This window comes from Maricaulis parjimensis (assembly GCF_016817355.1).
Taxonomy (GTDB): domain Bacteria; phylum Pseudomonadota; class Alphaproteobacteria; order Caulobacterales; family Maricaulaceae; genus Maricaulis; species Maricaulis parjimensis.
On sequence record NZ_JADOTT010000003.1, the window covers coordinates 14,716 to 36,233 of the forward strand.

Consider the following 21,518-nt stretch of genomic DNA (forward strand, 5'->3'; position numbering starts at 1 on the left):
GTGTCTCCCGGTCAGAGGCTTTCCAGGAAGGCGGCGAGCGCATCGCGTTCTTCCGGGCTCAGATCCAGCGGGTGCAGGCGCGGATCGGTTTTGGGAAAAAGCGGGTCGCCGACATGCTCGCCCCGCGGCTGGGGCCGGGCGCCGCCGGCCGCATAGATATTCACAATGCCCCGCAGATGCGGGAACAGGCCGTTATGCATGTAGGGCGCGGTCTCGCCGACATGGCGCAGGCTGGGTGTGCGGAAATCGCCGATATGATCCGGGTCTCCGGTAACGGCATAGCGGCCCAGATCCTCGAAGCGGCGGCCATAATAGGTCAGGCCGATATTGTGGAATTCATCATCGGTGAGGCGTGGCCCCATATGGCAGTTCGCGCAGCGCGCCCTGGTGCGGAACAGGTGGAGGCCGAAGACCTGCTGATCGGTCAGCCGGTCATGATCGCCGCGCAGGAAGCGGTCGAATTGTGTCTGCCGGTAGAGCGTGACCTGGAAGGCGGCAAGCGCCTCGGCCATGGCCTCCAGCGAAACCGCGTCTTCGCCCAGGACATCGCGGAAATCATGGCGATAATCCGGGTCGGCATTCATCCGGTTGAGCAGGCTGATCGCATCGGCGGCCATCTCGTCCGGATTGAGGATGGGCAGGATGGCCTGTTCGGCCAGGGAAGAGGCGACGCCATCCCACATGAGCGGCGACTGGCCGGCCTTGTCGAGCAGGGTGGGCGTGTTGCGGGTTCCGGCCGTGCGGTCATGGCCGAATGAGGTGCGCAAATGATCGGCAAAACGCATTTGCGGGCTGTGGCAGGTGGCACAGCTGATTTGGCCGGATGCACTCAGGCCGGGATCATTGAACAGGCGTTCGCCCAGTGCGGCCAGTTCCGGGTCAACCGGATGCGTCTCGTCCGGGCGCGGCAGGGGGGCGAGTTCGACATAGTCGATATCCGCGTCCACATGCGCGGCCGGCCAATCCGCGCTGGGACCTTCATAAACCCCGCGCAAGGCGGCGCCCTGTGCGCAGACCTGCGGGCCGCAGGAGACCGGCGGTTCGGCGGGCTGTTCCGGCGCGGCATCGCTTTGGGGAGCGCCGATGGCCGGGCCGGCCAGGATCAATGCAGCCAAGGCCATCACAGCGAAGCCGGGGAACAGATATGTGAACACACGCGTCTGCATGGGTCCGGTATAAGCAATTGCAACTTACTTGCAATTGCTGCCTGCAGGTGTGCGACAATCGGGCACGTGCGGCCTGGCAGGCCCGGACGGCCATGTTTTCAATATGATTGGCCTGCCGTGCCGACGATCCGCTAGTCTTCGACGAAATAGCCGGGGAGGCTTGCATGCGGTTCATGGCAGGGGTGATGGTGGCAGCCGGGATAATGACGGCGCCGGCCTCCGCCCAGGATTTCATTGAATTCCACACCGAGAATGTCCAGCTCCTGCGCGGCTTCGACTATGAGCTGGGCGATCGCGAGCGGACCATCATCACGCTCGAACACGCCAATCGCTGGCGCTATGGCGATCTCTTTGTCTTCGCGGATTTCACCATCGGAGATGATGGCCAGCGCAGCGCCTATGGCGAGATCTCCCCGCGTCTTTCCCTGTCGCGGATGACGGGACAGGACTGGTCTTTCGGCCTGGTGCGCGATGTCTATCTGGCCGGCAATGTGGAGCTGGGCGATGAGGGGCTGGACCGGCTTCTTTATGGCGCGGCGGTGGATCTGGACCTGCCCGGTTTCACCTTCTTCAAACTGCACGCCTATCACCGCGATGACCCGCAACGTCCGGGCTCGACCTGGCAGGTCAATTTCGCCTGGAACCGGCCCTTCCAGATCGGCGATCAGCGCTTCCTGACGGAAGGCTTTGCGGATCTCGCCGGGGCGGAGGGTTTCGGCACAGAGCACCAGCTCGTCGTGCCCCGTCTTCTCTGGCAGGTGCCGGCCTGGGAGCATGTCTGGGTCGGTGTGGAATACCAGTACTGGCACAACAAGTTCGGCGTGCCGGGTGTGACGGAAAGTGTCTCGCAATTGCAGGTGAAGTTTGTTTTGCCGTGAGGTGACCGCCTTTCTTCCCCATTTCATGGGGAAGTGGGCCGATGCAAAGCATCGGGTCGAAGGGGTGAATCCCGGTCTGACCTGACGAACCTCGCCCCCACCCCCTCCGTCAGCCTGCGGCTGACACCTCCCCCATCAAGGGGGAGGAGGGCCACAGTGGCGCGCGGTCTGCGTCTTAAATCTCATGACAGCCAGCGGGCCTCAGGGGTTCAGCCGGGTCAAGGGCGCGAAGCGCCATCCCACGGTTTCACCCTTGACCCGGCTGAACCCCTGAGGCGGACTCTCGGCAAGAGATTTTGGTGGGGAAAGTGGGGGAGCCCCAAAAACCAAAACCGGCGCCCCATGGGAGCGCCGGTTTGAAACTTCAGCGATGAAGCCTGCAGCCTAGTGGGCCCAGCTCACATCCATGATCTCATAGCTCTTCAGGCCGCCCGGGGCGTTCACCTCGGCGACGTCGCCGACTTCCTTGTTGATCAGGGAGCGGGCGATCGGGGAGGAGATGGAGATCTTGCCGGATTTCACATCGGCCTCGTCATCGCCCACGATCTGGTAGGTCGACTCTTCTTCCGTATCCTCGTCGAGCACGGTCACGGTGGCGCCGAACTTGACCTGGTCGCCGGACATTTTGGCGACATCGATCACCTGGGCGCGGGCGAGCTTGTCCTCAAGCTCCTGGACGCGGCCCTCAATCCAGCCCTGTCGTTCCTTGGCGGCGTGATATTCCGCGTTTTCGGACAGGTCACCATGTTCGCGCGCCTCGGAAATGGCGGCGATCACCGCCGGGCGTTCGACGGATTTCAGACGTTTCAGCTCTTCGTCGAGGGCTTTATGCCCGGCGACGGTCATCGGGATCTTGTTCATACGACCACTTATCTTCGGGAGTGGAGGTCAGGCTAGCCTCCACGAAGTTGACCATCAAGAGTAGGTCTGCAGGGCCACAGGTTCAAGCGCTCCGTCATCAATACGGCGCAAGGACAGAATCGCCGCCCGCGCGGCCGACGCCGTCGTGTAGCAGGGGATGCGCATGTCCAGTGCCGTGCGGCGGATGGAATAGCTGTCCAGATGCGACTGGCGGCCTTCCGTCGTGTTGAAGATGAGCTGGACTTCGCCATTCTTCATCATGTCGACAATGTGCGGACGGCCCTCGAACACCTTGTTGACGCGGGTGACCGGAATGCCGGCATCCTCGAAGACGGTGGCGGTGCCGGCCGTGGCCAGGATTTTGAAGCCCAGCATGGCGAGCACGCGGACCGGCTCGACCATGGCGGTCTTGTCGCCTTCCTTGAGCGAGATGAAGACCCCGCCGGAGCGCGGCAGACGGACGCCGGCGCCCAGTTCGGCTTTGGCAAAAGCGCCTTCGAACATGGTGTCGATGCCCATGACTTCACCGGTGGAGCGCATTTCCGGGCCTAGCACCGGGTCGACGCCCGGGAAGCGGGCCCAGGGCATCACGGCTTCCTTGACGGAGACGTGTTTCGGTGCCGGATCCTTGAGGCCGAATTCCTTCAGCTTGGCGCCGGCCATCACCTTGGCGGCGATCTTGGCGACCGGCTGGCCGATGGCCTTGGCCACGAAGGGCACGGTGCGCGAGGCGCGCGGGTTCACTTCCAGCACGTAGATCTCGCCATTCTTGACGGCGAACTGGACGTTCATCAGGCCCTTCACGCCGATGGCCTTGGCCATGGCGACGGCTTCCGCCTTCAGCTCGTCGATCGTTTCCTGGGGCAGATTATAGGGCGGCAGGGAGCAGGCACTGTCACCGGAGTGCACGCCGGCTTCCTCGATGTGCTGCATCACGCCGGCCACCCAGACATCTTCGCCATCGCAGATCGCGTCGACATCAACCTCGTCAGCATCGGTGAGATAGCGGTCCAGCAGGAGCGGGGACTTGCCGGAGACATGGACAGCTTCGCGCAGATAGCGGTCGAAACTGTCGATCTCGCGGATGATTTCCATGGCCCGGCCGCCCAGCACATAGGAGGGGCGCAGGACGAGCGGGAAGCCCAGCTTTTCGGCCTCGGTGCGGGCCTGTTCCTCGGAGGAGGCAATCGCGTTGGGCGGTTGTTTCAGGTTCAGACGGTCCAGGAGGTCCTTGAAGCGCCAGCGGTCCTCGGCCAGGTCGATCGCGTCCGGCGCGGTGCCGAGGATCGGCACGCCTTCCGCTTCCAGCTCACCGGCCAGTTTCAGCGGGGTCTGGCCGCCATACTGGACGACGACGCCCAGAAGCTCGCCCTTCTCCTGTTCCTTCGCGATCAGTTCGAGCGTGTCCTCGATGGTCAGCGGTTCGAAATAGAGACGGTCGGCGGTGTCGTAGTCGGTGGAGACGGTTTCCGGGTTGCAGTTCACCATGATCGACTCAATGCCCATCTCGCCGAAGGCGAAGGCGGCATGGCAGCAACAATAGTCGAACTCGATGCCCTGGCCGATCCGGTTCGGACCACCGCCCAGGATGATGGCTTTCTTCGCGTCCGTCGGGTCGCTCTCGCAATCCACCACACCGCCGAAGGCCGGGGTTTCATAGGTGGAATACATGTAGGGCGTGGCGGCGAAGAATTCGGCGGCGCAGGTATCAACGCGCTTGAAGGCCGGGCGGACGCCGAGATCACGGCGCGCCTTGCGCACTTCGGCTTCTTCCATCTTCACCAGTTTGGCGATGCGGGCATCGGAGAAGCCCATGGATTTCAGCTTGCGCATGGCGTCGGCGTCAGCCGGCAGACCGAAGGTCGTCAGGTCTTCCTCGGCGTGGATCAGGGCCTCGATCTGGCGCAGGAACCAGGGCTCGTAGAGCGAGGCGGCCTGGACTTCATCAACCGAGAGGCCTTCACGGAAAGCCTGGGCGATGACGCGCAGACGGTCCGGCGTGGCGACCGAGAGGGCGGCGCGCACGGCTTCCTTGCGGGCGTCCTCATTGGCAGCCTCGTCGGCGCCGGCAATCTCCACCTCGTCGAACCCGTCCAGACCGGTTTCCATCGAGCGCAGGGCCTTCTGGACACTTTCCTGGAAGGAACGGCCCATGGACATGACCTCGCCCACCGATTTCATCGAGGTGGAGAGGCGGTTGTCGGCGCCCGGATACTTCTCGAAGGCAAAGCGCGGGATCTTGGTGACGACATAGTCGATGGTCGGCTCGAAACTGGCCGGCGTGGCGCCATCGGTAATGTCGTTGGCAATCTCGTCGAGCGTGTAGCCGACGGCCAGCTTCGCGGCGACCTTGGCGATCGGGAAGCCGGTCGCCTTGGAGGCCAGAGCCGAGGAGCGCGAGACGCGCGGGTTCATCTCGATGACGACCATGCGGCCATCTTCCGGATTGACGGCGAACTGCACGTTCGAACCACCGGTCTCGACACCGATCTCGCGCAGCACGGCCAGGGAGGCCGAGCGCATGATCTGGTATTCCTTGTCGGTGAGGGTCAGGGCCGGCGCGACGGTGATACTGTCACCCGTGTGCACGCCCATCGGATCGACGTTCTCGATCGAACAGATGATGATGCAATTGTCCGCCTTGTCGCGGACCACTTCCATCTCGAATTCCTTCCAGCCGACAATGGATTCCTCGACCAGGATTTCATCGACGGGGGAGGCATCCAGGCCGGTTTTGCAGATGGCCTGGTATTCCTCGATATTATAGGCGATGCCGCCGCCCGTGCCGCCCAGTGTGAAGGAGGGGCGGATGATGGCCGGCAGGCCAATCTCCGGCAGAACGGCTTCGGCTTCCGCCATGGAGTGGACCGTGCGCGAACGCGGGCTTTCCAGGCCGATCTTGTCCATGGCTTGGCGGAAGCGTTCGCGGTTTTCCGCCTTGTCGATGACGTCCGCCTTGGCGCCGATCATCTCGACACCGAACAGGTCCAGCACGCCGCGCTTGTCCAGTTCCAGCGCGCAATTCAGCGCGGTCTGGCCGCCCATGGTTGGCAGCAGTGCGTCCGGGCGTTCCTTCTCGATCACCTTGGCGACCATTTCCGGCGTGATCGGCTCGATATAGGTGGCGTCGGCCAGTTCCGGATCCGTCATGATCGTGGCCGGGTTGGAGTTCACCAGGATGACCCGGTAGCCCTCGGATTTCAGCGCCTTCACAGCCTGGACACCGGAATAGTCGAACTCGCAGGCCTGGCCGATAACGATGGGACCGGCGCCGATAATCAGGATCGACTGGATGTCTGTGCGTTTAGGCATGGGGCTTCGGCCTTCATCTGCGTGCGCGCGCGCCTGTCGCGGCTCCCCGGTTGCGGGATGCCGTTCAGGTGGCTCTGTTTTGGTGCTGAAGCGGGTACCTATCGCGGAATCGGCGGGAAGGTAAGGGGGAAACTGCGCCTTTTCGTGTGTAATCCCGAAAGTCTCTGAAATAAAAAGAAAAACGCCCCGGTTATCTTGAATTACCGGGGCGGATTTCCTGGGTCGTGCTGGCGGTGTCGCGGTCTAGTTGCGGCAGGTCACATCCATGGCGTCGATGAAGAAACCCGGGTCCGGGATGGGCGCGCCGCCATTATGGGTTTCGCGGGCATAGAGATAGCGCAGCATGCCCTGCTGGCGGTCGGTGTCGCTCATACTGTCGATCTGGGCGAGCAGGCTGGAACCGGCCGGGGCGGTATTGGGGTAGTTGGTGGCAAAGTCATAGCTGACCGGAGAGGTCCAGCTGGGTGTGCTGGTCCAGTCCGTGGTGACAAAGGTCGTTACGCCAACGGGCTGCAGCGCGGCGTCCAGGCTGATGTGTTTGAAGGCCGGGTTATTGTGGTGGTCCGTGCTGATGCCGGGCACAGAAACCAGCAATTCGGTGATGGTGGAGGCGGCGTCGCAGGCATGCAGGCGGCGGATGCCGTTGAGATGGGTATGCCCCGCGATCAGTCCGGTGATCTGCGCTTCATGGCGGGCGACCAGGTCCAGCATGACATCCTGCATCCAGCGTCCCTGCAGGCTGGTATCGCTGCCCTGATAAGTCATGGCGGGGTCCCACATCGTATTCGGCGATGTCTGGCCTGCGGAGCGATAGCCATCCAGACCCGGCGGGACATGCATGGCCAGGAGGACGGCCTCGCCAGCGCTTTGTGCTTCGGAGAGCTGGGCCGCCACCCAGTCCAGCTGGACGGAGCCGGCTGACGCGGCCGCCTGGCTGCACTGGGTATAATGGGTGGTGTAGATATTCGTGTTGAGGGCCAGGATGCGAAGGGGCGTCCCGCCGGAACCGACCGGGATGCGGGCCGCGTAATATCCATCGGCCAGATGCGTGCTGTCGATAATGTCCGCGGCACCGTTCACGACGGGCCAGGCCGCCGGATCAGAGGCGGAGTTGAAGACGGTCTCACCGGCCTCCGTGAAGGGGCAATAATCATTGAGCCCGCCCATCATGGCATTGCTGCCCAGCGTGTCGTTATTGCCGGGCAGATAGAGAACCGGGATCGGCGTGCCGGTGGCGATATTGGCCAGCCCGTCCAGCACATGTCCGAAAATCGTGTCCCGCGTCCCGGCGGGCTCGGAGCTGTGGGTCGGCATGTCACCGAGATAGATGATGAAATCCGGATTGGCGCTGGCGACAACGGCCTGGGCCTGTACTTGCGTCTGGTCCCAGAAAGTGAGGGTGGTCTCGCAGTAATGGCTGCTGCAGCCGGCCGTGTCCGGCAGAAGGTGGACGTCCGACAGGGCCAAATAGGAGCCGCCGGACGGGGCCGGTGCGGCCGCATCTGCGGCCATGACATCCGTCAGGGCCGGCTCCGCCATGGCCATCGCTTCGACCGGTGCGGAAGTGCGCGCCATGGGCGCTTCGGCTTCCACCATGGCTGGCGCGGTCTCGGACGCGCCGGGTGTTTCCGAACAGGCGGTGAAAGCAAAAAGGCTGACCGACAGGGTCAGTCCGATCATATGCGTGTAAGTCCGGGCCATCTGGTCCCCCCCAATGTCGATCCGTTTCCGGACCGGGGCCGTGCAGCGACGGCCTTGCTGGTATGAGTTTTAGATGGCGGTGTCGATATAGACAACTTTAACGTGGGCGGTGAGGGGCTCAGTCCCGCAAACTGTCCAGTTCGCGCTGCATATTGGCGCGGGCCACTTCGCCCAGACGGGTCTCGAATGTTTCCGTCAGGAAGGTGCGGTCCGCCTCGGCGGCAGCCGCGAGGAAGGCACTGCGTCCGGCCCGGAAATCCGCATCGCTGACCCAGGCATATTCCTGCCGGATCTGCGCGGCGTAGGCATCGTAAGCGTCAGCTTCGCTGCCCAGGATGGAGAAATCGATGTCGAGGAAGAGATTGTCGGCCTCATCCTGACCGCCCTCCTGATGGTGGGCTGTCGCCCGGATCAGTGCGGCGACACGCCTGGTCAGCGTCGCGCTTGCCCCGATGGCCGGCAAGGCCCGTTCGGCCCATTGCGCGCTCTGTTCCTCATTATCGCTGGCCTGCGTGTCGTACACGGCATCATGGAACCAGGCCGCCAGGCGCATCCGGTGCAGGGCCGGGTCACTGGCTGCGTGCGCGTCGATCTTGTCCAGCAGGTCCGCGACATGGGTGAGGGTGTGATAATGCCTGTGAGGCTCGGAATAGGCGGCAATCAACGCGTCGGCGAGGGTCGGGTCTTCGGAAAGGCCGGCGGCGCGGGCATGGTCCAGCCAGCGGGAACGCATGAGGGCGGCGTGAGTCATCAGGGTCGGGCCTTCCAGATTCAGGTTTCGCCACAACATGGGCTGGACGTCGGAGCGCGTTCCGCCCAGCCGTTCGCCGACCAGCCAGTGGGCGCGGTCGTGGAGGAGGGGGATGACGGCTTGCAGGTCGAGCAGGCGGTGCTCGGCGGCGCGATAGGCGGCGCCGCGTGTGGCCGGGTCGCTCTCTTCGCGGGCGGTCTGCATGAGGTTTGCGAATTCCGGATCGGCAAAGCCGAAATTGTCGGCGAACCCGCCCGGTGCGAAGGGGTCGAGCATGAAGAAGGGATCCGCCTTCAGCCCGCGATTATAGCTGGCCACGGCGATGTCGAATTCGCCGGCATCGATCGCCTGGTAGAGATCGGTGGGATAGGAAACGAAAATCTCCGTCTCCACGCCGATCCGGTTCCAGTCATCGGCAATGGCAATGGCGATCTGCTCATTCACGCCGGTCGTGGTGCGGATTTCCAGCGGACGTCCAATCTCCAAAGGCGGGTTGAGCCGGGAGGGCGGCCATTGGGTTCCGCGCAGCACGGAATGCGTGGGTGAGGCCGTGGCGTTGAAGAAGCTGGTATTGATGAAATCCCGGTCGATCGCATCGGACAGCGCCTTGCGCACGGCGGGATCGGCCAGTTCCGGCCGGGCATGATTGGGTTTGAGATAGCGCAGGATCGGCGCGTCGAAGCTCTGAAAGCGTGAGCCGAGGCGTTCGCGCAGGAAGCCGATCTGGTTGGCCGGCGGATTTTCCGCGAGGTCGAAATCGCCGGCGCGGAACATGCGGGCGCGGGTGGAATCATCGCGCACGGCATCGATGCGGATGGCGGGAATGGCGACTTGGTCGGCGTCGTAAAAGCGCGGATTCTTCTCCATGAGGAGGTGGAGCTGGCTTTCCTCGCGCATGAGATAGGCGCCAGCGGTGACGATATGGTCCGGGCGGACCCAGTCCAGGCCCACCTGGTCGATGACATGGCGCGGGAAGGGATAGAATTCGCGCATCAGGATCGGGAAGAGACCCAACGGCGTGTCGAGGTGGAAGACGACTGTGCGGTCGTCCGGTGCTTCAACGCCCAGCGCGCTGGGGGCGAGCTCGCCGCGGTGCACAGCGCGGGCGTTCGCGACGGCGTAGAAATCCCCCAGAATGGCGAAACTCTCAGCCGGATCGACAATCCGCCGCGCCGACCAGGCCACGTCCTCGGCGGTGAGCGGATGCCCGTCCGACCAGGTCAGGCCCTCACGCAGGCGGAAAGTCCAGCTCAGCCCGTCCTGCGAGACGTCCCAGCTTTCCGCCAGGCCGGGGGCCAGCCCGCCATCCGACCCGTACTCGGTCAGCCCGGCATGGATCTGCTTGTAGACCAGCGCCGCCGCCGCAAACTCGCCCCGCGCCGGATCAAGACTGTCTGGCAGGCCGCTGAGGGCCACACGGAAGAGATCGGCGGGCGGTCCGGAGCGGCCGCAGGCCGCGAGGGCTGTGGCGGAAGAGGCGACAAGAAGGGTGCGGCGCGAAAGCATGCGGGGAGCATGGCGCGATTTTGGAGCGGGGCTCAATGTTTTCTTCCCCATCCCATGGGGAAGTGGGCCGATGCGGAGCATCGGGTCGAAGGGGTGGCGCGACAGCGCCGATTACGGCTTCGCCGCCCCTCCGTCCGCTTCGCGGACACCTCCCCATGGAATGGGGAGGAAAGTCGGATCCTAAGCCTCGACCTTGCCTTTCAGCTCGCCGACGAAACGGTCGAAGACGCCGAAACTGTCTTGCGGGCCGGGGGAGGCTTCGGGGTGGTGCTGGACGGCCCAGACGGGCTTGTCGGTCAGTTTGAAGCCGGAATTGGAACCGTCGAACAGGGAGACATGGGTCTCCACCGCATTGGCCGGCAGGGTGGAACCGTCGACGGCGAAACCGTGATTCATGGAGACGATCTCGACCTGGCCGGTCTCGTGGTTCTTCACCGGGTGGTTCGCGCCGTGATGGCCCTGGGGCATTTTGGCGGTCTTGGCACCGATGGCGAGGGCGAGCATCTGGTGGCCCAGGCAGATGCCCAGGGTCGGGATGCCGGCTTCGACGACGGCCTTGATCGTCGGCAGGGCGTATTTGCCGGTCTCGGCCGGATCGCCCGGACCGTTGGAGACGACAACACCATCCGGGTTGAGCGCCTTAATGTCCTCGAAGCTGGCTTTGCCCGGCAGGACGGCGACGCGGGCGCCGGCTCCGACCAGGAGGCGCAGGATGTTGGCCTTCACGCCATAATCCAGAACCACGACGCGCGGGCCGTCTTCCGGGCCTTCGGCATAGCCTTCGCCCAGCGTCCAATTGCCTTCATTCCAGTCGGTATTGTCGGTGCGGGCGACATCGGCGGCCAGTTCGCGGCCTTCCATGGTCGGGGCGCCGGCCGCGGCGGCCTTGAGGGCCTCGAAATCGATATTGCCGTTGGGATCATGCGCGATGGCGCACATGACCATGCCTTTTTCGCGGATGCGACGGGTGAGGGCGCGCGTGTCGACACCGGTCAGGGCGACAATGCCGCGATTGCGCAGCCACTCGTCGAAGCTGACCTCGGCGCGCCAATTGGCCGGCGGGGTGATCGTGGCGCGGGAGACCATGCCGACAGCGGCCTTGCGGGCCGGGTCCGAAGCGGCTTCCTCGTCCTCGCCATTGGCGCCGACATTGCCGACATGGGGGAAGGTGAAGCAGACGACCTGGCCGGCATAGGACGGGTCGGCCAGGATTTCCTGGTGGCCGGTCATCGCCGTGTTGAAGCAGATTTCCCCGACAGAGGTGCCCGTGGCGCCGGCGCCATAACCGAAAAGAACCTCTCCGCTGGCCAGTGCGATCGCGCCGGTGGCTTGGGTCGGGGTGTCTTGCGTCATGGCGGTCTCCAGAGCCTGTCGGGTGGCGGGCGGCGCGCGATCAGAATCGGCGTCCGGCTCCGTCCGGGTAAACGGGCGCTTCGCTAGTCCCTAAGTGGGGCGCGGTCAATCCCTGCAGGAATGCATGCCGGCTTTTCGATCACGCTTTGTGACGGGAGAATGATTAGCACTTGATTCTTTTTTGACATGCTTCTATTTCCCCGCCCCTCGTTTCGGGGGCACGGATCGCGTGCCGGAGTCGATGTCAGGAACAGGCCTTAATACGCTCGAAACCCAAGCGCTGAAGAATTCGCGCGAAAGCCAAGTTCTGCACACCGAAAAATTTCGAACGGCTTGCCAGAGGGCAGCCAGAATGGATCAATTCAATCATGTCTCTTCGTGAACAGATCACCGGGGAAATGAAATCCGCCATGAAGGCCGGCGAGAAAGCGCGTCTGTCCACGCTGCGTCTCGTGTCCGCTGCCATCAAGGATCGTGACATCGCGGCGCGCGCCGAAGATCGCTGCACCGGATGTGAAGAAACCGAGATCATGGCGATCCTGCAAAAGCTGGTGAAACAGCGCGAGGAAAGCGCTGTGACCTATGAAAAGGCCGGTCGTCTGGATCTGGCCGAGGCGGAGCGCGCGGAAGCCGATGTCGTGCGCGAATTCCTGCCCAAGCCGATGGATGCCGCCGAGATTGCCAAGGCCGCGGAGACCGTGGTCAGCGAGCTGGACGCGTCGGGCCTGAAGGATATGGGCCGCGTCATGGGCGAGCTGAAAACCCGCTATGCCGGCCGTATGGATTTCGGTCAGGCGGGCGCCAAGGTGAAACACCTCCTGGCCGGCGCGGCCTAGAGGCCAAACCTCAAGAAAATCAAGAATCCGGCTTGCGGGCTCCGGCCCGCTCTGCTCCTCTCCGTTAGGCAACCAATGGGGGGGTGAATGGCGCAACGGATTCGCACGCGGCCGGTTTGGCTGATGATGGGCGTTCTGGCCGGGGCTGGCGCGCTGCTGTCGGCCTGCAGCACGCTGGGTCCCGCCTCCGGGCGTCTCGACAGTTTCCAGGATGATGAGGAACTGATCGCCTTTCTTGAGGGTGAGCAGGGTGATGCGGCTGATGGTCCGGTCCCGAACGAGCCGGAACCCGTCTACGGATCGCCTCCGCCGCCTCCATCCCCGCCGCCTCCGCCCCCACCTCCGCCGCCCCCGCCACCGTCAGCGGATTATGGTTCGGATGCGATCGCCGGGGTGGAAGAAATTGTGGTCACCGGATCCCGCATGGGCGGGCCGGAGAATGAGAGCATCACCAATACCCAGGTCCTCGGCGTGGATGAGGGCGGGATCGTCAAGAATGCTGGCGATTTCCTGATCGTGCTGCGCCGCGGCCGGCTCTTCACCCTGTCGACGGCCAATGGCGCGATCGAGGCGGTGGACCGGATCGACGTCTTCCCGCCGGGTGTCGAGGACCCGGACGGCTGGTATGACGAGATGCTGGTTGAGGGCAGCACGATCATCGTGATCGGCTTCAACTACATGTTCGGCGCCACCGAGATCAGCCGCTTCGAAATGTCGGAGAGCGGCGCGCTGAGCTATGTGGACACGCATTATCTGCGCTCGGATGATTATTATTCCAGCCGCAATTACGCCTCCCGCCTGATCGGCGAAACACTGATCTTCTACACGCCTCTGCCATCCTATTACTGGCGCGCCGACAGTGCGCTGGACCTCTTGCCGGGCATGGCCGTCTGGGATGGCGAGAGCGAGGATTTGACCTATCAGCGCCTGGTCACGGCCAGCGATGTCTATCTGCCGCCCTCCATCAAGGACTACGGGTTCGATGGCGTCGATGCCTTGCACACGGTGACGCGCTGCGACCTGTCCGATGGCGGGTTCGACTGTTCGGCCACGGTTGTGATGGGCCCGTCGGGGCGGACTTTCTACGTGGCGCGGGATGCCGTCTATGTCTGGCTGGGGGAGCGCTGGTATGCGAGCGCTGAAAACATGCTCTACCGCATTCCGCTGGATGGCAGCGAACCCTCTGCCGCCCAGGTTCGCGGCATGCCGGTCGACCAGTTTTCCTTCCATGCCGAGGCGGACCGGCTGAATGTCCTGGTCGCACCGCATGGCGGTGGGGACTGGATGTGGTCGCCGGAATTCTCCGAAGGCCAGCCCGCCCTGTTGCAATTGCCGCTGGAGCGTTTCGGGTCCGGAGATGATGAAGCGCTGGCGGAGGATTATCGCCTTCTGCCGACCATCGGATGGCGCGGCGTGGACCGGAACCGCTATGTTGGCGACTGGCTCTTCTTCTCTGTCGCGGATGCCGACGGCACGCTGGCCGCCGTACCGCTTGATGGCGGTGCCGTGGAGGCGTTTGAACTGGGTGGCCGGATCAGCCGGATCGAGGTGATGGGCCGTGATGCCGTCGCCGTCGGCCAGGATGGCGGACTGGTCTTCTCCACGATCGACCTGTCCGGAGAGACGCCGAGCCTGTTCAGCCAGGTCACCCTGGCCGGCCTGTCGGAAGCGGAAAGCCGCAGCCAGGCGTTCTTCTACCGTCCCGATGCGGATTCGGAGAGTTTGCGGGAGGGGCTGCTGGGCCTGCCCGTCATGACCCAGGGCGAGGGCTACAGCCAGGGTGCCGACATGGTCTTCCTGCGCCGCACGGAAGGCGCGCTGGAGCGGTTCGGACGCCTGCAATCGCGCCTGACCCGCAGCGGATCGCGCGATGGCTGTCTGGTCTCGTGTACGGATTGGTATGGCAATGCGCGACCGATCTTCCTGCGTGACCGGATCTTTGCCCTGCTGGGCTATGAGCTGATCGAGGGCGAGGTCGGCGACAAGCGGATTGAGGAGATCGGCCGGGTGGATTTCCGTCCGCCGCCGGCGCCATCCGTGCCGTCCGTGCCGGCACCTCAGCCCTAGGGGCTTGCAGGATGACATCCGTCTGCCGGTTTAAATCGACCCGCGGCCGTTTCGCGTGCATCATGTCGGGCTCAACCGGACTTGAGTGGGCTCGACGCGTTTCATGCGGCTGAATGAGGATTTCATCGACGAGATCAAGGCGCGGATTCGTCCGTCCGAGCTGATCGGCCGCACCGTGCAGCTGAAACGGCAGGGGCGTGAATTCGCCGGCCTTTCGCCCTTCAAGAAAGAGCGCACGCCTTCCTTCTTCGTCAATGATGAGAAGCGCTTCTATCACTGCTTCGCCTCGGGCAAGCATGGCGACATCTTCACCTGGCTGGAGGAGATGGAGGGGCTGTCCTTCATGGAGGCGGCCGAGCGCCTGGCCGGGGAGGCGGGTCTGCGCCTGCCGGAGCCGGATCCCCAGGCGGCGGAGAAACAGGTCCACCGCAAATCCCTGGTGGAGTGGATGGAGGCCGCCCAGGCCCATTTCATGCGGTCCCTGTTCGGACCCCATGGCGAACCGGCGCGGCAATATCTCAAGAGCCGGGGGCTGACGGGTGAGGATTGCAAACGTTTCGGGATCGGTTTCGCGCCGGACAGCCGGACCGGGCTGAAGGACGAACTGGTGACAGCGGGGGCACCGGTCGGCGATCTGATCGAGTGCGGCCTGTTGATCCAGCCGGATAATGGCTCGCCCTATGACCGTTTCCGTGACCGGATCATGTTCCCGATCCACGACCCGCGCGGCCGTCTGGTCGCCTTTGGCGGCCGGGCCCTGTCCAAGGAAGCGCGGGCGAAATATCTCAACTCGCCGGAAACGCCGATCTTCCACAAGGGCTCGGTCCTCTACCGTTTCCCCGAAGCCCGCCGGGCAGCGAGTGATCCCAAGCAAAGCATTCGCGGCCTCATCGTCGCGGAGGGCTATCTGGATGTGATCGCCCTGGCCCGGGCCGGGCTGGAGCATGGTGTCGCCCCGCTGGGCACAGCGATCACGGAAGAGCAATTGCAATTGCTCTGGCGTGCTGGTGGTGAGCCGGTCATGTGCCTGGATGGCGACCGGGCCGGCCGGGCCGCGGCCTTCAAGGCGGCCGACCGGGCCCTGCCGCTGCTGCAGCCAGGCAAGACACTGCGCTTTGCCTTCATGCCGGAAGGCAAGGATCCGGACGACATATTGCGCGAGGACGGCGCCAATGCGCTGCGCGCCATGCTGACCGAAACCCGTTCCCTGGCCGACATGCTGTGGGAGCGTGAAGTCGGCGTTGAGCCGCTGGATGATCCGGACCGTCGCGCCGGTTTCCGCCGCCGCATCCGCGGCCTGGTCGCACAAATTGCAGATGGCGACATCAAGGAAGAATACCGGCGCGAATTCGATACGCGCATGGAGGCCCTGTTCGGGTCGCGTCCGCGCTCGACCTATAACCGCAAGGGCCCGGGACGCCTGCCCAGGCTGGGTGCGAGCCCGGATCTGAAGCGCGCCGCGCGCCCGGCGCCGGGCGCGGCCGATGCGCGAATCCTGCTTTTGGCGGCGATTGAACACCCCGAAATCGCCCTCGATCAGGTGGAAACGCTGGCGCTTTTGCCCCTCGGTTCGCTTGACAGTCTGCGGGACGCCGTTTTAGACGCCTGCTCTTCTGGGCAGTCTGTGCCCCCGGACACGCTACGGGCCCTCTTGGCCGAAGCCGGTTTTGCGGCAATATTAAAGCGTTTGGACGGGGAACGGGGACCCATGCGGGCAGTTTTGGGCGGCAATGAAGCCTCAGCGCGGACGCGTGCGGAGTCTTGGATGCGGCTTGCTTCTGCCTATATGGAACGAAGTGAGGCACAGCGCCGGCGCGAAGAAGTACGCGCCCGGCTCGATGAAGAAATTGACAGGGCAGATTCGGAAAGCGTGAGACGACTGGTGGAGATCCGGTTGCGCGAGACATCGCGGTCCGAGCCGTCCTGATACGGATTTAAATTCCCATTGCGCCAAAGGGCGGCGCGACAAGGAACGATTAAATGAGCAAAGCTGCCGAAGCCAACGACGCATCGGAAAACCAGGACGGTCCCCTGCTGGACCTGACGGACCAGTCGGTCAAGAACATGGTCAAAGCCGCCAAGAAGCGCGGTTATGTGACCCATGACGAGTTGAACGCCGTTCTGCCGAGCGAGGAATTCTCCTCCGAGCAGATCGAGGACGTCCTCGCCCAATTGTCGGAAATGGGCATCAATGTCGTCGACAGCGAGACCGATGTCGATGACGACAATAATGATGCCGACAGCGGCAAGAAGGCCAAGTCCTCGTCCAGCAATGATGATGACGACGACAGCGATGATGACGAGGAAAGCGACAGCCGGGCTGTCGCCGCCAGCGGCAAGACCGCCGTCGTCGGCCAGAACACGCCGTCCTCCGCCGACCGCACCGATGACCCGGTGCGCATGTATCTGCGCGAGATGGGGTCTGTGGAACTCCTCTCCCGCGAGGGCGAGATCGCCATTGCCAAGCGTATCGAGGCCGGCCGCAATGCGATGATCCGTGGCCTCTGCGAGAGCCCGCTGACCTTCGAAGCCATCATGGTGTGGCGGGACGAGCTGCAGGAAGGCGAAGTCCTTCTGCGCGACATCATCGACCTGGATGCCACCTATGGCGGCCAGCAGGCCGAAGCCGCGGACGATGAGGACGGTGAAGAGGGCGAGGGCGGTGAGACCGCATCGACCGACGCCAAAGCGCCCAAGTCCGACGATGAGGATGAAAAATCCGACGACGCCAAATCCTCCGATGACGAGGATGAGGACGGCGATGGCGAAAGCTCCGAGGACGGGGATGATGATGACGACGACGATGATGACGGCGCGTCGCTCTCCCTTTCGGCCATGGAGGCCGAGCTTCGCGAAGGTGTGATGGAGACGCTGGACAGCATCGCGTCCGACTTCTCCGCCTTCCGCAAGCTGCAGGACAAGCTGGTGGCCGCCCGTATCGAGGGCAAGGACCTGACCAAGCAGTCCCGCGAGAAGTATGAGGGCCTGCAGAACTCCATCGTGACGCAGCTCAATACGATGCACCTCAACAATGCGCGTATCGAAGCCCTGGTCGAACAGCTTTATGCGATCAACAAGGAACGCATGTCGCTGGAAGGCAAGCTGCTGCGCATGGCCGATGCCCATGGTGTGCCGCGCGCGCAGTTCATGGACAGCTATTTCGGCAATGAACTGAGCCCGGACTGGCCGTCCGGCATGGCCGGTACGTCCAAGGCCTGGGACCGTTTCATCGAGCGGGAATCCGAGGATGCCGGCAAGATCCGTGACGAACTCGCCGATCTGACCCAGCGTGCTGGCGTGCCGATCGAGGATCTGCGCCGCATCGTGCGCACCGTCCAGAAGGGCGAGCGCGAGGCCCGCGTGGCCAAGAAGGAAATGGTCGAGGCGAACCTGCGTCTCGTCATCTCCATCGCCAAGAAATACACCAATCGCGGCCTGCAATTCCTGGATCTCATCCAGGAGGGCAATATCGGTCTGATGAAGGCCGTCGATAAGTTCGAATACCGCCGCGGCTACAAATTCTCGACCTATGCCACCTGGTGGATCCGCCAGGCGATCACCCGCTCGATCGCCGACCAGGCGCGCACCATCCGTATTCCGGTGCACATGATCGAGACGATCAACAAGATCGTCCGCACGAGCCGCCAGATGCTGCACGAGATCGGCCGCGAGCCGACCCCGGAAGAACTGGCTGAAAAGCTCGCCATGCCGCTGGAGAAGGTTCGCAAGGTGATGAAGATCGCCAAGGAACCGATCTCGCTGGAAACGCCGATCGGCGATGAGGAAGACAGCCATCTGGGCGACTTCATCGAGGACAAGAATGCCGTCCTGCCGATCGACGCCGCCATCCAGGCCAATCTGCGCGAAACCACGACCCGTGTGCTCGCCAGCCTGACCCCGCGCGAAGAACGCGTCCTGCGCATGCGCTTCGGTATCGGCATGAATACCGACCACACGCTGGAAGAAGTCGGCCAGCAATTCAGCGTGACGCGCGAACGTATTCGCCAGATCGAGGCGAAAGCCCTGCGCAAGCTGAAACACCCGAGCCGCTCGCGGAAGCTGCGGAGCTTCCTGGACAACTGATCCGGAGCTTTCGGGATTTGAGACATGGAAAAGCCGGCCTTTGGGCCGGCTTTTTTGTGGCTTGCCCTCACCCTGCAAACCACCGCACAAATCCCCCATGCCCCTCCATCGCCTCCACATCAACACCACCGGCCCCGGCCTTTATGAGTTCACACGCGAAGCAAAAAACTTCGTTCGCGAATCAAAAATGGATGCGGGCCTGCTGACGGCCTATGTGCGGCACACGTCCTGTTCGCTGACGATCCAGGAAAATGCAGATCCGGATGTGAAGCGGGATCTCAATGAGTTCTTTGCGCGGCTGGTGCCGGGGGCGGATCATCCGTCCATGTCCTGGCTGTGGCATACGACGGAGGGGCCGGATGACATGCCGGCGCATATCAAGGCGGCGCTGACCCAGACCTCGATCGGGATACCGGTGGAGGCGGGGGATTTGCTGCTGGGGACCTGGCAGGGGCTCTATCTGTTCGAGCATCGCGAGCGGCCGCACCGTCGCGAGATTGTCCTGCATATGGGTGGCTAGGCCCGGCCGGGGGCGCCGCAGTCAGCTGGCGCGGCTTTCCCGCATCGGGCGGGCGTCACGGCGCACGCGATAGCCTTCCACCAGCTGGCGCATCGTCTGTTCCAGCTTGGCGGGGTCGATCGGCTTTTCGGTGTGGGCGTCAAAGCCCAGGCGGGTATAGCGGGCAACCTGGTCGGACATGACATTGGCCGTCAGGGCGACAATCGGCTTGGGCACGCGATCCTGCTCGCGCTCGAACTGGCGGATGGTGCTGGCCGCGTCCTCGCCATTCATCACCGGCATCTGGATGTCCAGCAGGACGAGGTCATAATCGCGGGCCTGGAAGGCTTCGACCGCGGCCTGGCCATTGGGCACCATGTCGACCTCGACACCCAGCTGGGCGAGATAGGCTCGCAGCACGAATTGGTTGATGTCATTGTCCTCGGCCGCCAGGACCCGCAGCGGATGCCCGTCGAGGGTGAGGCCGCCATCGGCTGCCTGCGGCTGGGCTGGTTGCATCTCGGTCTCCTGGTGTTCGCTGAGTGGCAGGGGAAGCGCGACAATGAAATGCGTGCCTTCGCCCGGCTTGCTGTCGACCGTGATCACGCCGTCCATCTGGTCCGTGAGACCCTTGCAGATCGCCAGGCCCAGACCGGTGCCGCCATAGCGGCGTGTGGTGGAACTGTCGGCCTGCACGAACTTCCCGAACACGGCCTCGCACTGTTCCTGCGTCATGCCCACGCCCGTGTCGCGCACGGACAGGGTGACGGTGTCTTCATCGGCCGGCGCCTCAATCGTCAGCGTCACCGATCCGTGCTCGGTGAACTTCACGGCATTGGCCACGAGATTATGGACGATCTGGGAAAGGCGGGTCGGGTCGCCGACACGGTCCTGGCCGGCGGGGTCGTTGACGTCGACGATCAGTTCCAGCCCGCGGCGTTCGGCCGCGTCGGCATAGAGCATCTGGGCGCGCTCGGCGATCTTGGCGAGGGAGAAGGGCGTGTTTTCCAGCACGACCTGACCGGCCTCGATCTTGGAGAGGTCGAGAATATCGTCCAGCAGGTGCATCAGCGTGTCGCCGGAACGGGTGATGATGTCCAGCTTGCCGCGGACATCCTCGGGCAGGCCGGTCTTGGCGAGCACGCGCGCCATGCCCAGAATCCCGTTCATCGGCGTGCGGATCTCATGGCTCATATTAGCCAGGAATTCGGATTTGGCGCGATTGGCGGCATCGGCCTGTTCGCGGGCCTGCACCAGATCGGTGATATCGGTGATGGAACCGGCCATGCGCACGGCACGGCCATGACGCCGATGGGCCAGGCCACGAATGTGGAACCAGCGATAGGATCCGTCCTCGCACAGCAAGCGCGCGCGCTCATTATAGGAACCCGAACCGGCGACATGGGCTTTGAGCGCGTCCATCACGGGTTTGCGGTGATCCGGATGCAGGCGCCCGGCAAAGGTGGCGGACGTGGTGGTCAGCGCCTCTTCCGGCCCGCCGAGCAATTGCACCAGGCGCGGCGAGTGGTAGAGCGCATCGGTCTCGATATTCCAGTGCCAGAAACCGGCAGCCGAGCCGCGCACTGCGAGTTCCATGCGTTCACGGCCGCGTTCCAGCGCGTCGACCGCGGCTTCCCGGTCCTCGCGCAGCTGGTGCTCGCGCGCGGCCAGACGGCGCAGGGCGTGCAGCGCGGAACCCAGGCCGGCGGCCACGAAAATCCCGATCAGGAAAACGGCCAAGGGGGTCTTGGAATACTCTTCGGCGAACAGGGCTTCGGTCGGATACAGATCCAGTGTCCAGACAGAGCCGGGCAGTTCCACCGTGCGGTGGGCGGAGATGTCCGTCGTTGCGGGTGTTCCCGTTGTCTGGATCGGATTGCCCGCTTCGCCCACCACGATGGCGATGTATTCGGGATAGACATCCGGGATGGAGGTCTGGACCAGGGTGTCGATATTGAACACGCCGACCAGGAGACCGTCGAATTCCTCTTCCACGAAGAGCGGGAAATAGGTCAGGAAACCGGATCCGCCCTGGACCAGGCTGATCGCGGCGCTGGAATTGGTGCGACGGTTATTGACCGCTTCCATCACGGCCTGGGCGCGATAGGGCTCGAACAATATGTCCAGGCCCAGTACGCGCTCATTGCCTTCCAGCGGCTCGATCCAGGCCAGGCGATAGTCCGGATTGGCCCATTGCACGGCCTGCAGCTCCGGCTGGTCGGCGACATAAGCGCCCGCATCCACGCGCCAGCGATCTTCCGTCATGCCGCCGGACATCATCCAGCGGTCGGCCATGCGTTCCAGGGAGGCCAGATTGTCCCCGACCCGGTCGGCCAGGTTGAAACGGATATTGGTGGCGATCTCTTCCAGATGAACCCGGACCGCATAGCGCTCCTGGGCCCGCATCTGCCAGGCCAGTGCCGAGAAAGCGGCAAGGCAGGCCAGTCCGGCAATCAAGGGGAAAAAGGGTCGAATTCGGGTCATGTCCGGGCGCGCTGTTGGGCC

13 protein-coding genes are annotated in these 21,518 nt (G+C 63.8%); 6 read left to right on the forward strand and 7 right to left on the reverse strand.

The window, feature by feature from the left end:
* Positions 1-11: 11 nt before the first annotated feature.
* Positions 12-1,154, reverse strand: coding sequence for a cytochrome c peroxidase (locus I0K07_RS05825; protein WP_203291902.1), 1,143 nt, complete (start codon positions 1,152-1,154; stop codon positions 12-14).
* 176 nt (positions 1,155-1,330) lie between these two features.
* Between I0K07_RS05825 and I0K07_RS05830 the strand changes: the two genes are divergently transcribed.
* Positions 1,331-2,044, forward strand: coding sequence for an outer membrane protein OmpK (locus tag I0K07_RS05830; RefSeq protein WP_203291903.1), 714 nt, complete (start codon positions 1,331-1,333; stop codon positions 2,042-2,044).
* Positions 2,045-2,428: 384 nt separating this feature from the next.
* Here the strand turns inward: I0K07_RS05830 and greA are convergent, their stop codons facing one another.
* From greA to carA, 5 genes are all read right to left on the reverse strand, one after another.
* The gene (gene greA, locus I0K07_RS05835) at positions 2,429-2,905 is read right to left on the reverse strand and encodes a transcription elongation factor GreA (protein WP_203291904.1); all 477 of its coding nucleotides are present in this window, start codon (positions 2,903-2,905) and stop codon (positions 2,429-2,431) included.
* A gap of 54 nt (positions 2,906-2,959) precedes the next feature.
* Positions 2,960-6,217, reverse strand: coding sequence for a carbamoyl-phosphate synthase large subunit (gene carB, locus I0K07_RS05840; protein ID WP_203291905.1), 3,258 nt, complete (start codon positions 6,215-6,217; stop codon positions 2,960-2,962).
* Between the two features lie 243 nt (positions 6,218-6,460).
* Positions 6,461-7,918 carry a metallophosphoesterase gene (locus I0K07_RS05845; RefSeq protein ID WP_203291906.1) on the reverse strand — a complete coding sequence of 486 codons (1,458 nt, stop codon included), beginning with the start codon at positions 7,916-7,918 and terminating at the stop codon, positions 6,461-6,463.
* A gap of 118 nt (positions 7,919-8,036) precedes the next feature.
* Positions 8,037-10,175: an ABC transporter substrate-binding protein gene (locus I0K07_RS05850; protein WP_203291907.1), complete on the reverse strand. Its 2,139-nt coding sequence runs from the start codon at positions 10,173-10,175 to the stop codon at positions 8,037-8,039.
* A gap of 180 nt (positions 10,176-10,355) precedes the next feature.
* Complete coding sequence (gene carA, locus I0K07_RS05855) at positions 10,356-11,528, reverse strand: glutamine-hydrolyzing carbamoyl-phosphate synthase small subunit (protein ID WP_203291908.1); 1,173 nt, start codon at positions 11,526-11,528, stop codon at positions 10,356-10,358.
* 368 nt (positions 11,529-11,896) lie between these two features.
* Here carA and I0K07_RS05860 point away from each other — a divergent pair, with 368 nt between their 5' ends.
* The 5 genes from I0K07_RS05860 (at position 11,897) to I0K07_RS05880 (ending at position 19,034) form a co-directional block, all read left to right on the forward strand.
* Complete coding sequence (locus I0K07_RS05860; protein WP_203291909.1) at positions 11,897-12,364, forward strand: GatB/YqeY domain-containing protein; 468 nt, start codon at positions 11,897-11,899, stop codon at positions 12,362-12,364.
* 87 nt (positions 12,365-12,451) lie between these two features.
* Positions 12,452-14,431 carry a beta-propeller domain-containing protein gene (locus I0K07_RS05865; RefSeq protein ID WP_203291910.1) on the forward strand — a complete coding sequence of 660 codons (1,980 nt, stop codon included), beginning with the start codon at positions 12,452-12,454 and terminating at the stop codon, positions 14,429-14,431.
* Between the two features lie 103 nt (positions 14,432-14,534).
* The gene (gene dnaG, locus I0K07_RS05870) at positions 14,535-16,358 is read left to right on the forward strand and encodes a DNA primase (protein WP_203291911.1); all 1,824 of its coding nucleotides are present in this window, start codon (positions 14,535-14,537) and stop codon (positions 16,356-16,358) included.
* Positions 16,359-16,411: 53 nt separating this feature from the next.
* Entirely contained in the window at positions 16,412-18,514 is a 2,103-nt protein-coding gene (gene rpoD, locus I0K07_RS05875) for an RNA polymerase sigma factor RpoD (RefSeq protein ID WP_203291912.1), read from the forward strand.
* Between the two features lie 97 nt (positions 18,515-18,611).
* Positions 18,612-19,034 carry a secondary thiamine-phosphate synthase enzyme YjbQ gene (locus tag I0K07_RS05880; RefSeq protein WP_203291913.1) on the forward strand — a complete coding sequence of 141 codons (423 nt, stop codon included), beginning with the start codon at positions 18,612-18,614 and terminating at the stop codon, positions 19,032-19,034.
* Between the two features lie 21 nt (positions 19,035-19,055).
* Here the strand turns inward: I0K07_RS05880 and I0K07_RS05885 are convergent, their stop codons facing one another.
* On the reverse strand, positions 19,056-21,497 hold the full coding sequence (locus I0K07_RS05885) for an ATP-binding protein (protein WP_203291914.1): 2,442 nt from the start codon (positions 21,495-21,497) through the stop codon (positions 19,056-19,058).
* Positions 21,498-21,518 lie beyond the last annotated feature (21 nt).

Bases quoted from the DNA above. Each gene is read 5' to 3' on its own strand.
- I0K07_RS05830 (WP_203291903.1), top strand. From the start codon at position 1,331: ATGCGGTTCATGGCAGGGGTGATGGTGGCAGCCGGGATAATGACGGCG.
- greA (WP_203291904.1), bottom strand. From the start codon at position 2,905: ATGAACAAGATCCCGATGACCGTCGCCGGGCATAAAGCCCTCGACGAA.
- carB (WP_203291905.1), bottom strand. From the start codon at position 6,217: ATGCCTAAACGCACAGACATCCAGTCGATCCTGATTATCGGCGCCGGT.
- I0K07_RS05845 (WP_203291906.1), bottom strand. From the start codon at position 7,918: ATGGCCCGGACTTACACGCATATGATCGGACTGACCCTGTCGGTCAGC.
- I0K07_RS05850 (WP_203291907.1), bottom strand. From the start codon at position 10,175: ATGCTTTCGCGCCGCACCCTTCTTGTCGCCTCTTCCGCCACAGCCCTC.
- carA (WP_203291908.1), bottom strand. From the start codon at position 11,528: ATGACGCAAGACACCCCGACCCAAGCCACCGGCGCGATCGCACTGGCC.
- I0K07_RS05860 (WP_203291909.1), top strand. From the start codon at position 11,897: ATGTCTCTTCGTGAACAGATCACCGGGGAAATGAAATCCGCCATGAAG.
- I0K07_RS05865 (WP_203291910.1), top strand. From the start codon at position 12,452: ATGGCGCAACGGATTCGCACGCGGCCGGTTTGGCTGATGATGGGCGTT.
- dnaG (WP_203291911.1), top strand. From the start codon at position 14,535: ATGCGGCTGAATGAGGATTTCATCGACGAGATCAAGGCGCGGATTCGT.
- rpoD (WP_203291912.1), top strand. From the start codon at position 16,412: ATGAGCAAAGCTGCCGAAGCCAACGACGCATCGGAAAACCAGGACGGT.
- I0K07_RS05880 (WP_203291913.1), top strand. From the start codon at position 18,612: ATGCCCCTCCATCGCCTCCACATCAACACCACCGGCCCCGGCCTTTAT.
- I0K07_RS05885 (WP_203291914.1), bottom strand. From the start codon at position 21,497: ATGACCCGAATTCGACCCTTTTTCCCCTTGATTGCCGGACTGGCCTGC.